General features: G+C 67.4%; 14 protein-coding genes. 13 read left to right on the forward strand and 1 reads right to left on the reverse strand.

Annotation, left to right across the window (positions count from 1 at the left end; translation table 11 throughout):
• The first annotated feature begins 25 nt into the window (after positions 1 to 25).
• Positions 26 to 793, forward strand: coding sequence for an exodeoxyribonuclease III (xth, locus tag RT551_RS09170; RefSeq protein WP_313457774.1), 768 nt, complete (start codon positions 26 to 28; stop codon positions 791 to 793).
• Positions 794 to 856: 63 nt separating this feature from the next.
• Here the strand turns inward: xth and RT551_RS09175 are convergent, their stop codons facing one another.
• Positions 857 to 1,108: a GlsB/YeaQ/YmgE family stress response membrane protein gene (locus tag RT551_RS09175; RefSeq protein ID WP_311193732.1), complete on the reverse strand. Its 252-nt coding sequence runs from the start codon at positions 1,106 to 1,108 to the stop codon at positions 857 to 859.
• Positions 1,109 to 1,198: 90 nt separating this feature from the next.
• Between RT551_RS09175 and RT551_RS09180 the strand changes: the two genes are divergently transcribed.
• From RT551_RS09180 to RT551_RS09235, 12 genes are all read left to right on the forward strand, one after another.
• On the forward strand, positions 1,199 to 1,798 hold the full coding sequence (locus tag RT551_RS09180) for a 4'-phosphopantetheinyl transferase superfamily protein (protein ID WP_313457776.1): 600 nt from the start codon (positions 1,199 to 1,201) through the stop codon (positions 1,796 to 1,798).
• Positions 1,799 to 1,838: 40 nt separating this feature from the next.
• Positions 1,839 to 2,477 carry a 16S rRNA (guanine(527)-N(7))-methyltransferase RsmG gene (rsmG, locus tag RT551_RS09185; protein WP_313457778.1) on the forward strand — a complete coding sequence of 213 codons (639 nt, stop codon included), beginning with the start codon at positions 1,839 to 1,841 and terminating at the stop codon, positions 2,475 to 2,477.
• 109 nt (positions 2,478 to 2,586) lie between these two features.
• Positions 2,587 to 3,384 carry a ParA family protein gene (locus tag RT551_RS09190; RefSeq protein WP_313457781.1) on the forward strand — a complete coding sequence of 266 codons (798 nt, stop codon included), beginning with the start codon at positions 2,587 to 2,589 and terminating at the stop codon, positions 3,382 to 3,384.
• Positions 3,384 to 4,310, forward strand: a complete 927-nt coding sequence (locus RT551_RS09195) for a ParB/RepB/Spo0J family partition protein (RefSeq protein ID WP_311193078.1) — start codon at positions 3,384 to 3,386, stop codon at positions 4,308 to 4,310. Before RT551_RS09190 ends, RT551_RS09195 begins: the two co-directional genes overlap by 1 nt.
• An 8-nt stretch (positions 4,311 to 4,318) precedes the next feature.
• Complete coding sequence (locus RT551_RS09200) at positions 4,319 to 5,284, forward strand: NAD-dependent epimerase/dehydratase family protein (protein WP_313457786.1); 966 nt, start codon at positions 4,319 to 4,321, stop codon at positions 5,282 to 5,284.
• A 159-nt stretch (positions 5,285 to 5,443) separates the two neighbouring features.
• Positions 5,444 to 6,166, forward strand: a complete 723-nt coding sequence (locus tag RT551_RS09205; RefSeq protein WP_313457790.1) for a glycosyltransferase family 2 protein — start codon at positions 5,444 to 5,446, stop codon at positions 6,164 to 6,166.
• Complete coding sequence (locus RT551_RS09210; protein WP_282297052.1) at positions 6,166 to 6,507, forward strand: lipid-A-disaccharide synthase N-terminal domain-containing protein; 342 nt, start codon at positions 6,166 to 6,168, stop codon at positions 6,505 to 6,507. The genes RT551_RS09205 and RT551_RS09210 overlap by 1 nt, the downstream gene beginning before the upstream one ends.
• Before the next feature lie 41 nt (positions 6,508 to 6,548).
• The gene (locus RT551_RS09215; RefSeq protein WP_313457793.1) at positions 6,549 to 8,360 is read left to right on the forward strand and encodes a DUF885 family protein; all 1,812 of its coding nucleotides are present in this window, start codon (positions 6,549 to 6,551) and stop codon (positions 8,358 to 8,360) included.
• A 130-nt stretch (positions 8,361 to 8,490) separates the two neighbouring features.
• Positions 8,491 to 9,945: a membrane-targeted effector domain-containing toxin gene (locus RT551_RS09220; RefSeq protein WP_313457796.1), complete on the forward strand. Its 1,455-nt coding sequence runs from the start codon at positions 8,491 to 8,493 to the stop codon at positions 9,943 to 9,945.
• Between the two features lie 56 nt (positions 9,946 to 10,001).
• The gene (locus tag RT551_RS09225; RefSeq protein ID WP_313457798.1) at positions 10,002 to 10,385 is read left to right on the forward strand and encodes a hypothetical protein; all 384 of its coding nucleotides are present in this window, start codon (positions 10,002 to 10,004) and stop codon (positions 10,383 to 10,385) included.
• Between the two features lie 55 nt (positions 10,386 to 10,440).
• Positions 10,441 to 11,787 (forward strand): TolC family protein, encoded by a 1,347-nt coding sequence (locus RT551_RS09230; protein WP_313457801.1) that lies wholly within the window; start codon positions 10,441 to 10,443, stop codon positions 11,785 to 11,787.
• Positions 11,784 to 12,785 carry an efflux RND transporter periplasmic adaptor subunit gene (locus RT551_RS09235; protein ID WP_313457803.1) on the forward strand — a complete coding sequence of 334 codons (1,002 nt, stop codon included), beginning with the start codon at positions 11,784 to 11,786 and terminating at the stop codon, positions 12,783 to 12,785. Before RT551_RS09230 ends, RT551_RS09235 begins: the two co-directional genes overlap by 4 nt.
• Positions 12,786 to 12,790 lie beyond the last annotated feature (5 nt).

Below are 12,790 nucleotides of genomic sequence, written 5' to 3' on the forward strand. Positions count from 1 at the left end.
CCGGCACTACCGGTAGAATGCCTCCATGAAAATCGCCTCCTGGAACGTCAATTCGCTCAACGTGCGCCTGCCGCACCTGGAACAGTGGCTCACCGCCTTCGCCCCGGATGTTGTCGGCATCCAGGAAACCAAGATGGAAGACCACAAGTTCCCCGACGCCGTACTGGCCGGGCACGGCTATCGCAGCGTGTTTGCCGGGCAGAAGACCTACAACGGCGTGGCGCTGCTGTCGCGTGAACCGGCACAGGACGTGCAGATCGGCATTCCCGGTTTTGAAGACGAGCAGAAGCGCGCCATTGCCGGCACCGTAAACGGCGTACGCATCATCAACCTCTACGTGGTCAATGGCCAGGATGTCGGTACCGATAAGTACGAGTACAAGCTGCGCTGGCTGGAGGCCGTGCATGCCTGGGTCGCCGATGAACTGAAGAAGTACCCGGAGCTGATCGTGATGGGCGACTTCAACATTGCCCCCGAAGGCCGCGATACCCACGACCCGCTGGTGTGGAACGAGAATCACATCCTCACCTCCACCGCCGAGCGCGGCGCCCTGCACAAGCTGCAGCAGCTCGGCCTGCACGATGCCTTCCGTCTGCACAACGATGAGGACGGGGTGTTCAGCTGGTGGGATTACCGCGCTGCGGGCTTCCGCCGCAATCTGGGTCTGCGGATCGATCTGACGCTGGTGTCCGATGCGCTGAAGGCACGCGCGGTGGCGGCCGGGATTGATCGCGAGCCGCGTACCTGGGACCGGCCGAGCGACCATGCGCCGGCGTGGGTGGAATTGGGTTGAAATGAAAAGACCCGGCGGTAAGCCGGGTCCAAGCTTTCCGTGGTTGCCGGCCAGCGGCCGGCACTACCGGATGCTCTTGCGGGTGAAGAGGTTCACTATCGCCAGCAGGATCACCGCGCCAATAAGCGAGAACAGGAACGTGCGGATGGTGATCGCTTCGTTGATGCCACCGCCGAACAGCCAGCCGGCGAGCAACGCGCCGACAATGCCGACCACGATGTTGAGGATGATGCCCTGCTGAGCATCGCGGCGCATGATGATGCTGGCCAGCCAGCCCACCACGCCACCTACGATCAGCCAGATGATGATGCCCATGATCTTGACTCCCGGTTTGTCGATGCGACGGCGCAAGTTGACGGCAGATGCCGTGAAGTTGCCGTGCAATCGCACCCACAACGCATTCGCATGAGCCTACCGGCCACCCTCGAAGGGCCGTGGCGCTTTGGCCCGGTGACCGTCTGGCGGTTGCCCCACCTCAACGGCACCCGCGGCGAGCCGCAGGCGCGCGTGCTGCTGGCCGAACAGCTGGGCGGCCAGCCCGAAGACCTGCCACTGCTGCGCGACGAGCGCGGCCGGCCGGAGCTGGACGGCCATCTGGCCCACCTGGGCACCGGCTGGAGCCATAGCCATGGCCTGCTGCTGGTGGCACTGGGCGAGGGCGTGCGCCTCGGCGTGGACCTGGAACCGCTGCGGCCACGCCCGCGCATGCGCGAAATCACCGAGCGCTTCTTCCACCCGGCCGAGGTGGAATGGCTGCTGGGCCTGGACGAGGCCGGTCTGAACCACTGGTTCTTCCGGGTCTGGTGCGCCAAGGAGGCGCTGCTGAAGGCGCAGGGGCAGGGCATCTCGTTCGGCCTGCACCGGTTGCAGCTGGCTCCGGGCGCTGATGGAGCCCTGCACCTGGCCTGGTGCGACCCGGAACTGGGCCCGGCCAGCCGCTGGCACCTGCACGAGTGGCAGGCCGCCCCGGACTTCCGCGCCGCACTGGCCTGGTACGTGCGCTGAGCGCAGCCGGCATTCCGGCAATCCCTGCGATAATGCCGGCATGACCGCACACACTCTTCCCCCCGGTGTGGCCGACGCGCTTGAGCGTGGCCTGGCCGCGATGCAGCTCGACGCCGCCCTGGCCGCGCCGCTGCTGCAGTACCTGACCCTGCTCGACCGCTGGAACAAGACCTACAACCTGACCGCCATCCGCGATCCACTGGAGATGGTCACCCGCCACCTGCTCGACTCGCTGGCGATGCAGCCGCACCTGGAGCGCGGCACCCTGGCCGACCTCGGCACCGGTCCCGGGCTGCCCGGCATTCCGTTGGCCATCGCCCGGCCGCAGCTGCAGGTCACCCTGGTGGAGAGCAACGGCAAGAAGGCACGTTTCATGCGCGAGGCCGTGCGCCAGCTCGGGCTGACCAACGCCCGCGTGGCCGAATCCCGCGCCGAGGCGCTGGCCGAACCGGGCGCATATGACAACCTGACCGCGCGCGCGATGGACACCCTGGCCGGAATCATCGAGGTCGGTGGGCACCTGTTGCGCCCCGGTGGCCGCCTGCTGGCCATGAAAGGCGTTTACCCCCACGACGAGATTGCCCAGCTGCCGGCCGGCTGGACCGTGGAAACCGTGCTGCCGCTGCATGTGCCGGGCTTGACCGGCGAGCGTCATCTGGTGGTGGTGGCCGGTCCGTGAGCCGCCGCCGGGTAGGTCGCAAGAGCCTTCCGGCGCATCTCACAGTGCATGACACGCCCCTTATACGCATAATGACCAGTCCCACTCCCTGCCGATGAGGCTCACCCGCATGGCCCGCATCATCGCCATCGCCAACCAGAAAGGTGGCGTCGGCAAGACCACGACCGCCGTCAATCTGGCCGCTGCCCTGGCTGCTGCGCCCAAGCGCGTGCTGCTGGTCGACCTCGATTCGCAGGGCAACGCAACCATGGGCAGTGGCGTGGACAAGCGCGAAGTGGTCGCGTCCACCTGCGACCTGCTGCTGGGTGAAGTCACCGCCGAGCAGGTACGGGTCACCGCGCCGGAAGGCTACGACCTGCTGCCGGGCAACATCGACCTGACCGCCGCCGAGATCCAGCTGATGGACCAGGGCGAGCGCGAGCAGCGCCTCAAGCGTGCCCTGGCTCCGATCCGCGACCAGTACGACTTCATCCTGATCGACTGCCCGCCGGCGCTGTCGCTGCTGACTCTGAATGCCCTGGCCGCCGCCGATTCGGTGATCGTGCCGATGCAGTGCGAGTACTACGCGCTGGAAGGCCTGAGCGCGCTGGTGGAAACCATCGAAGCACTGCGTGCCAATCTGAACCCCACGCTGGAAATCGAAGGTGTGCTGCGCACCATGTTCGATGTGCGCAACAACCTCGCCAACGCGGTCTCGGCCGAGCTCACCGAGCATTTCGGTGACCGCGTGTTCCGCACCATCGTGCCGCGCAACGTGCGCCTGGCCGAAGCGCCCAGCCATGGGCAGAGCATCGTCGGCTACGACCGCGCCTCGCGCGGCGGTGTGGCCTACCTCGGGTTGGCCGGCGAGATCATCCGCCGCAACCACCAACGCAACACGGCCGGTACGGCCATGGAGACCGCCTGATGACCAGCAAGCCCGCCCTCGGCAAGAAACGCGGCCTCGGCCGTGGCCTCGACGCCCTGCTCGGGCCCAAGGGCGCGGTGACCCAGGTGCAGCAGGCTACGGCGGTGGTCGAACCGCTGCCGGGTGAGGTGCTGCGCAAGCTGCCGGTGAAGCAGCTGCAGCCGGGCAAGTACCAGCCGCGCCGCGAGATGGACCCGACCAAGCTCGACGAGCTGGCCGAGTCGATCAAGGCACAGGGCGTGATCCAGCCGATCCTGGTGCGTCAGCTGGCGGCTGACAGCTATGAGATCGTCGCCGGCGAACGCCGCTGGCGCGCCTCGCAGCTGGCCGGGCTGGACGAAGTGCCGGTGGTGGTGCGCGAGCTGGAAGACCGCACCGTCATCGCGATGGCGCTGATCGAGAACATCCAGCGCGAAGACCTCAACCCGCTGGAAGAAGCCGAAGCACTGCAGCGGCTGATCTCCGAATTCACCCTGACCCATGCCGAAGCCGCACAGGCCGTGGGCCGTTCGCGTGCGGCGGTGTCCAACCTGCTGCGCCTGCTGGAACTGCCGGTTGCCATCCGCGTGCTGCTGGAAAGCCGCCGCCTGGAAATGGGTCACGCCCGCGCGTTACTGACCCTGGCCCCGGAACTGGCCAGCAAGCTGGCCCAGGAAGCGGCCGACCAGGGCTGGTCGGTACGTGAGGTGGAACATCGCGCCCAGCAGTTTGCTGCCGGCAAGGTGCCCGGCAACCTGCGCAAGAAGCCCAGCCCGGGTGCCCCGCAGGCCGACATTGCCTCGCTGGAAACCGAACTGTCCGAATCGCTCGGCGCACGCGTGGCGATCAACCACGGTCGCGGCGGCAAGGGCAAGCTGATCATCCACTATACCGACCTGGACACCCTGGACGGCGTGCTGGAAAAGCTGCGCGCCCGCAAGGGTTGATCGAGCGCATGACCATCCTCGTTACCGGTGCTGCCGGCTTCATTGGTGCCAACACCTGCCGGGCCTTGGTCGAGCGTGGTGAATCCGTGGTCGGGCTGGACAACTACAACGACTACTACGACCCGCAGATCAAGCGCGACCGCGTCGCCGCGCTGTGTCCGGGCGTGGATATCCGCGCGCTGGACCTGACCGACCGCGAGGGACTGGCCGCGCTGTTCGATGAAGTGCAGCCCACCGCCGTGATCCACCTGGCCGCCCAGGCCGGTGTGCGCTACTCGCTGCAGAACCCGCACGCCTACGTGGACAGCAACCTGGCCGGCTTCGTCAACATGCTCGAGCTGTGCCGCCACCGTGGCGTGCAGCACCTGGTGTACGCCTCCAGCAGCTCGGTGTACGGCGACTCGGCCACGCCGCCGTTCTCGGAAGACCAGCGCATCGACCGCCCGCGCTCGCTGTACGCGGCGACCAAGGCCGCCAACGAACTGATGGCCTACACCTACGCCCAGCTGTATGGGCTGCGTGCCACCGGCCTGCGCTTCTTCACCGTGTACGGCCCCTGGGGCCGGCCGGACATGGCCCCGCTGCTGTTCTCGCGCGCGGTGCTGGCCGGCCGCCCCATCGAGGTGTTCAACGACGGCAAGATGCAGCGCGACTTCACACACGTTTCCGACATTGTGAGCGGTATCCTCGGCGCGCTGGCGCATCCGTCCAGCGAGGACGTTCCGCACCGTGTCTTCAATCTCGGCAACCACACTCCGATCGAGCTGGAGCAGTTCATCGGCATCATCGAGGCCGCCGCCGGACGCCCGGCGCACAAGGTCTACAAGCCGATGCAGCCCGGCGACATGGTCCGTACCATGGCCGACACGCGCCGTGCACATGACGCTTTTGGCTATGAACCGGCCACGCCCATCGAGCGCGGGTTGCCGCCCGTGGTCGACTGGTGCCGCGATTATTTCGGCGACCGCGCCTGATTCCCGCCCGGGTATTCATCTTCGGATAACGTTGCCTACGGAGAATGCGCGGACCTTCAACGGCCGCGAACCCATCTCCCACATGGCCCCCAGGCTTGCCCGCCCCCGTAGAGCCACGCCCTGCGTGGCTGCGCGTTCCCACCACCGCAGGTCACGATCATGAGCGAACCCCAGCTGTCGGTCGTCGTCCCGGTGTTCAACGAACGCGACAACGTCCAACCTCTGATCGACGAGATCACCGCGACCCTGCGCGGCCGCGCGGCGTTCGAGATCGTCTACGTCGACGATCACTCCACCGATGACACCCTGGCCGTGCTCACTGCGCTCAAGGCCACCACCCCCGAACTGCGCGTGTTCCATCACGTCACACAGAGCGGCCAGAGCACCGCGGTCCGCACCGGGGTCAAGGCCGCACGTGCGCCGTGGATCGCCACTCTGGACGGCGACGGCCAGAATGACCCGGCCGACATTCCGCGCCTGCTGGTCGCGCGCGATGCCGCGCAGGCGGCGGTGAAGCTGTTTGCCGGCTGGCGGGTCAACCGCCAGGACAGCGGCAGCAAGCGCTGGGCCAGCAAGTGGGCCAACGCCATCCGCGCCCGCATGCTGCGTGATGCCACGCCCGATACCGGCTGCGGTATCAAGCTGTTCGAGCGCGCCGCCTTCCTCGACCTGCCTTACTTCGACCACATGCATCGCTACCTGCCCGCGCTGATGCAGCGTGCCGGCTGGCAGACGGTGAGCGTGCCGGTCAATCACCGCCATCGCACCGCCGGTGTCTCCAAGTACAACAACCTCGGCCGCGCCCTGGTCGGCATCCGTGACCTGCGCGGGGTGGCCTGGTTGATCACCCGCAGCCGGCGTACCGCCGTGGAAGAACGCTGATGGAACTGCACTGGCTGGATCAACCGATCACCTGGCTGTTCTGGACCGGCCTGCATGTCACCGGCTGGAAGCTGATCGGCTACACCGGCGCGCTGATGTTCGGCGGGCGCTGGCTGGTGCAGTTCATCGCCTCGCGCCGCGCCGGCAAGCCGGTGATCCCGCGGCTGTTCTGGTACATGAGCGTGGTCGGCAGCCTGATGACCCTGAGCTACTTCCTGTTCTCGGCCAAGCAGGACTCAGTGGGCGTGCTGCAGAACCTGTTCCCGGCCTTCACCGCCTTGTACAGCCTGCACCTGGACATCAAACATCGCGGCTGGAAGCGCGATCGTGCCGAACATTGACCCCCAACGTTCGATACATGCCGGACTGAACCCGGGGTGCCATGATCGGGGTTCGCCTTCCCCGGGAACCCGTCTGCGTGAATACCCGTCTGTCTGTTGCCCTGCTGCTCGCCTTGTCCCTGCCGGCCGCCGTTTACGCCGCACCGCCCGCCACCACGGCCGCTCCGGCCAGCGTGGCCACCGAATCACCGGCTGACGCCGCGTTCCGTGGCATCTACGAGAAGGAATGGGCCTGGCGCCAGGCCGGTGGCGGCGAAGCCAGCGAGGATGGCGACGGCCCGGCCCAGGCCACCCGCATGCCCGACGTCGGTGCCGCCGCCCAGCAGGCGCGCCTGAAGGTCTGGGACGACGTGCTGGCCCAGTTGGACAAGGTGGACGTCAAGGCACTGTCGCCGGCCAACCAGGTCAACTACGCGATCTACCGCGACCAGGTCTTCAACCTGGCCGCCGAAGTGCGCCTGCGCGGCTACGAGATGCCGTTCAACTCGGACTCGTCGTTCTGGTCCAACCTGTCGTTCATGGCGCGCCGCGAAATGAAGACCGCCAAGGACTACCAGAACTACATCGCGCGCCTGAATGATGTGCCGCGTTATTTCGACCAGCAGACCGACAACATGCGTGCCGGCCTGAAGCGTGGCTTCAGCGTGCCACGCGCCGTGCTGGATGGCCGCGAAGTGGCGATCAGCATGGTCGCCGACCTGAAGGATCCGACCGAATCGCCGTTATACGCGCCCTTCAAGAAGCTGCCGGCCAGCATTCCCGCCGCCGAACAGGCGCAGCTGCAGGCGCAGGCGCGCCAGGCCATCAGCAACAGCGTGGTGCCCGCGTTCGGCAAGCTGCGCACCTTCTTCCTCAACGAATACGTGCCGCAGGCCCGCACCACCCTGGCCGCCGAAGCGCTGCCGGATGGCAAGGCCTACTACCAGCAGCAGATCCACGAATACACCACGCTCGATCTCACCCCGCAGCAGATCCACGAGATCGGGCTGAAGGAAGTGGCGCGCATCCAGGCAGAGATGAACACCATCATCCAGCAGGTGGGGTTCAAGGGCAGCTTCGCCGAGTTTCTCACCTTCCTGCGCACCGACCCGCAGTTCTACGCCAAGACCCCCAACGAGCTGCTGTACCGCGCGGCGTGGATATCCAAGCGCATCGATGGCCAGATCGGCAAGTACATGACCCTGCCGCGCGCCCGCTTCACCATCGTGCCAGTGCCGCCGGACATCGCGCCGTTCTGGACCGCCGGCCGCGGCGGCATGGGCACCTACTGGCTGAACACCTACAACCTGCCGGCCCGTCCGCTGTACAACCTGCCCGCACTGACCCTGCACGAATCCGACCCGGGCCATGCGCTACAGGGTGCGCTGGCCGCCGAGCAGGGCGAACAGCCGGAGTTCCGCCGTAATGCCTACATCTCCGCCTATGGCGAAGGCTGGGGCCTGTACAGCGAGAAGCTCGGCGTGGAAATGGGCATCTATGAAACGCCGTACGAAGACTTCGGCCGGCTTACCTATGAGATGTGGCGTGCCGCGCGCCTGGTGATCGACACCGGTGTGCACCACAAGGGCTGGACCCGTCAGCAGGCCCTGGCCTACCTGCGCGACCACACCGCGCTGAGCGAGCATGAAGTCACCACCGAAGTGGACCGCTACATCTCCTGGCCGGGCCAGGCGTTGAGCTACAAGCTGGGCGAGATCGCCATCGTGCGATTGCGCGCGCAGGCCGAGAAGGAACTTGGTGACCGCTTCGACGTCAGGGCCTTCCACGACGCCGTGCTGAAGCAGGGTTCGGTGCCGCTGCCGGTGCTGGAGCAGCAGATCCAGGCCTTCATCGCCGAGCGACGCGCACCGTGATGTCGGCTTTGGCATCGGAATCGATTGATTCTGTCGATACTGGAAAGCACGTCTCAGTCTGACTCCAGCAGATCACTACTGTGGGGGCGCGCGTCATGTCCGGCGCGCGTCACCCTCAGGAGTAGCAACCATGCTGGAAGCCCTGACCGCGCTACGACACCGCCTGCGCACAACCGCGCCGCGCGATGTGGTCCCCGAACTGCCGCGACCGCCGGGTCAACCGGAACTGCAGCAGGTCCGCAATGGACACATGCCCACCGCTTCCGGCCCTTCCGCGCTCCGCTCCGCTCCGCTGGCCCCGTTTCTGATCCCCGCCAAAGAGGCGCGAACGCTGCTCGGCCTGCTGCGCGCTTCGCGACGTGCGCTTGATCCGGATTATCTGCTGCGGCCCGGCTCCACCGAGCAGCACGCGCAGGAACTGTTCTACCGAACGCGCACGGCATTGCTCGCCGAGGTACGGGCAACGCCGGTACCTGCGCCACCACACGGCGTCACCACCCCGACGCTGGACGCCTGTTCTCTACCGGCCGATGTCCTGCGCCGCCTGCTCTCGGCCAATCCTGGATTGATCGTGGCCGAGGCCAATGCCGGGCGCGCGGGCAAGCAGCTGCTCATCCAGAACATGCCGGTGCTGCGTGCGTTGGGTGTGGATACGCTCTATCTGGACCAGCTGCAGTGCGACCTGCACCAGAAGCACCTGAACAACCTGCATCGAACGGGCTTGCTGTCGCCGGAAGTGGAGCACTTCATGCGCCTCATTGATACCGGCCACATGACCGACGCACGCGGGGGCAACACGTATCTGGCCGTGTTGGACGCGGCAAATCGGGCTGGCCTGCGGGTGGTCGCGCTGGACCAGATGACCAGTTACCACTTGAAGGGTGCCGCCGACGAACTGGACAGCCCCTACGAATCGGCAGCCGACCTGCGCGCACGGGTGTTCAGCCATGTCGCTGCGCAGCGCATCACGCACGACCAGCAGCAGCGTGGACATCTGTCAGGCGTACGTCGTTGGGTCGCGCTGCTCAGCAACGGCTATGCCGGCAGCATCAATGGGATTTCCGGTGTCGGACCACGCCTGCGTATTCCCACTCTTCGGGTGGAGGACGCCGACGCCAGCGAGAACAACCGCCTTCGTGCCGGCTTCGACCCGGGCCGCACCATCCCGCCGGGCCCACTGACCCACAGCGGTGAGATGCAGTGCGATTACCTGCTCAAGGTCCCCATGCCGGGGCCGGGCGGGTTGCACAGTACCCCTGAGCCGTGCAGTGCCGAGCAGGCCCAGTCAGCGCGTCGCCGGCGCGCGGCGATCGCCGCCTGCAGTGGCGACCTTTCGCGTATCGGTACCTACCGGCTGATTGAACCCGACGCCGGAGAACCGTGGTTGGTGTATCGGTCCGGTGCGGGCGAACTGGTCGCCCAGCGCGTGGTGGCGACCACAACCGGCGGACTGCGCCTGCAGGTGGCCGACGCTGCTGATTCCGACAACACGGTGCCGCCCGCGCGCGAGTTCCGTGACCTCGGCCATCTGCGCCAGACGCTGTCCCTGCGCATGGAAGAGGTCCCGCGCGGCACCGCCGTATGAATCGAGCTCGGCCCTGCGATTGTGTAACGAGCACGGCGGCCGCTACCCTGCCGGCCATGCTGTCCCGCCTGCGCCACCGTTGTCCGTTGCCGCTCCGCCTGCTTCTGCTGGCGGTGATGCTGCTGGGTACCGCCGGTGGCGCGCTGGCGTCAGCGCTGGGTGATCTGCATGCGCTGTCGCATGCAGACCACCCCCCGGTGTCGCACCCCGTGTCGGAGCCGGACCATGACGACGGGCATGACGACGACGATGCTGGCACCCGCCTGCTGCATGTATTGGTGCACTGTGGCCATTGCCACGGTCAAGGCGGAATGCTCGCCTTTGCCGCACCCAGCTGGCAGCTGCCGCCAGTATCGGCCCACGGCGTGCCGACCGGGCTCGACGATGCGCTGCATACGCAGCCGCCCGAAAACCTGCTGCGCCCCCCGATAGCCGGTTGATGCCAGGCGGCCGCGTGCCGCGTTCGCTCGACCTTTCTGCTATCTGGAGATTCCCATGTGGACGCACATGGCCGCGATTGCGGCCCTGGCGTTCGTGCCTTGCGCCTATGCGCAGGGCACGCCGCCCGCTATTCCTGTTCAACATAGCGCCGAACGCCCGGTTCCCGGCGCGATTGCGCCCGCGTTGACCCTCGACGACGCCATCGCCCGCGTCGCCCGCCAGCATCCCGACCTGCGTCTGGTCGACGCCCAGCGCTCGGCGCTGGAGGCCCGCCGCGACGCGGCCACGCTGCGGCCACCGCTCACCTTCGGCGTGGAGCTGGAGAATGCGCTGGGCACCGGAGCCGCGCGCGGTTTCGACGCTGCCGAACTCACCGTCAGCCTGGGCGGCGTGCTGGAGCGTGGCGGCAAGCTGGATGCGCGCCGCACCCTGGCCCAGGCCAATCTGGATGCACTCGCTCCGCAGCGCGAGATCGCGCGGCTGGACCTGATGGCGGAAGTGGCCCGTCGCTATCTGGCGGTGACCCAGGCAGTGCAGCAGTTGGAGATTGCCCGCACCGACATCGAGCAGCGACGACGTGCGGTTGCCGCCGCGCGCCTGCGGCTGCAGGCGGGTGCCTCGCCGGAATCGGTGCTGCTGACTGCACAGGCGCAACTGGCCCAGGCCGAACTGGACCGCGACCGCGCGCTGCAGATGGCGCTGTCGGCCAAAGTCGCGCTGGCCGCGCTGTGGCAGCAACGCGAGCCCGACTTCGACATCGTCAGTGGCAACCCCCTGCAGCTGCCGGCCCTGCAGGACCTCAGCGTTCTGACTGACCTGCTGCAGGGCACGCCGGAACTGGCCGTGCTGGCCGGCGAGGGCCGCATCCGCGACGCCCAACTGCAGCTGGCCCGCACCCAGGCCCGGCCTGATTTCAACTGGCAGGTAGGGGTGCGAAACAGCCGCGACAGCCGTGACACGTCGCTGGTGGCCGGCTTCAGCCTGCCCCTGGGCAGTGTGCGCCGCGCCGAGCCGGAGGTCCGTGCGGCCGAAGCCGAGCGCGCGCTGAACGGTATTGAACGGCAGGCGCGCGAACTGCAGCTGTACGCCACCCTGGCGGAAGCCCATGGGCGTTACCAGACCGCGCGGCTGGAAGTGACGCGGCTGGCGCGCGATGTGCTGCCGCAGCTGCAGCGGGCAGAAAAGGCCGCCGAAACCGCATGGCGCGCAGGCGCGGTCAGCTACATGGAGTGGGCGCAACTGCAGGCGCTGCGTATTGAAGCGCGGCAACGCCAGCTGGATGCGGCCATGGCCGCACAGACCGGCCTGATCGAACTCCAGCGCCTGACCGGGCAGAGCCTGCTCGCCAGCGACGTCACCCCCCCCTCGTCCGTTGCCATGTCCACGGAGGACCGCCCATGACTGTTTTCAGCTCCCATACCGTTCTGGCCGCTGCCGTACTGCTCGCCGTGCTCGCCCTTAGTGGATGCGGCAAAGACGCATCATCCGAAACCGCGACCGACACCGAAGCCGCTCATGGCCATGGTCCCGGCGAGGCGGCCGGGTCCGACGAACACGACGACAACCATGAGGATGAAGGGCCGCAGCGCACCACCATTTCCGCCGCCATGGCTGAGCAGGCCGGCATCCGCGTCGCGGCGGTGACCGCGGGTACCATCGCCGACGAACACGACGTGCAGGGCCTGCTGACCCCGGTCGACGGTCGCGTCGCCCAGGTGATGGCGCGCTTCCCCGGCCCGATCCGCACGCTGCGCGCCAACGTCGGCGACCACGTCAAGGCCGGGCAGGTGCTGGCCAGCATCGACAGCAATCTGAGCTTGTCGACGTATACCGTCAGCGCGCCGATCAGCGGCGTGGTGCTGGCACGCCAAGCGCAGGTCGGCGGCGTGGCAGGCGAGGGCACGCCCTTGTTCGAGATCGGCGATCTATCCACGCTGTGGGTGGACCTGCACATCTTCGGTAACGACACCCAGCACATCACCGCCGGTGTGCCGGTCACCGTGTCGCGCATGACCGACGGCGTCAGCCAGACCACCACGCTGGAACGCGTGTTGCCCGGCACCGCCACCGCCAGCCAGAGCACCGTTGCCCGCGCGTCGCTGCGCAATGACGATGGCCTGTGGCGGCCCGGTGCGGCGGTGAAGGCGCGCATCGTCGTGGCGACCACCGCCGCGGCGCAGGTGGTGCCACTCACTGCCGTGCAGACCCTCGATGGCCAGGACGTGGTGTTCGTGCGTACTGGCGACACCTACACCGCGCGCCCGGTGAAGCTCGGCGCGCGCGACGCGCAGAAGGCTGAGGTACTGGAGGGGCTCAGCGTCGGTGAGCTGGTCGTGGTCGAACAGAGCTACGTGATCAAAGCCGATATCGGCAAGGCGGGGGCCGCGCATGAGCACTGAGCGAC

The sequence above is a fragment of the Stenotrophomonas sp. genome (assembly GCF_032103445.1).
Taxonomy (GTDB): Bacteria; Pseudomonadota; Gammaproteobacteria; order Xanthomonadales; family Xanthomonadaceae; genus Stenotrophomonas.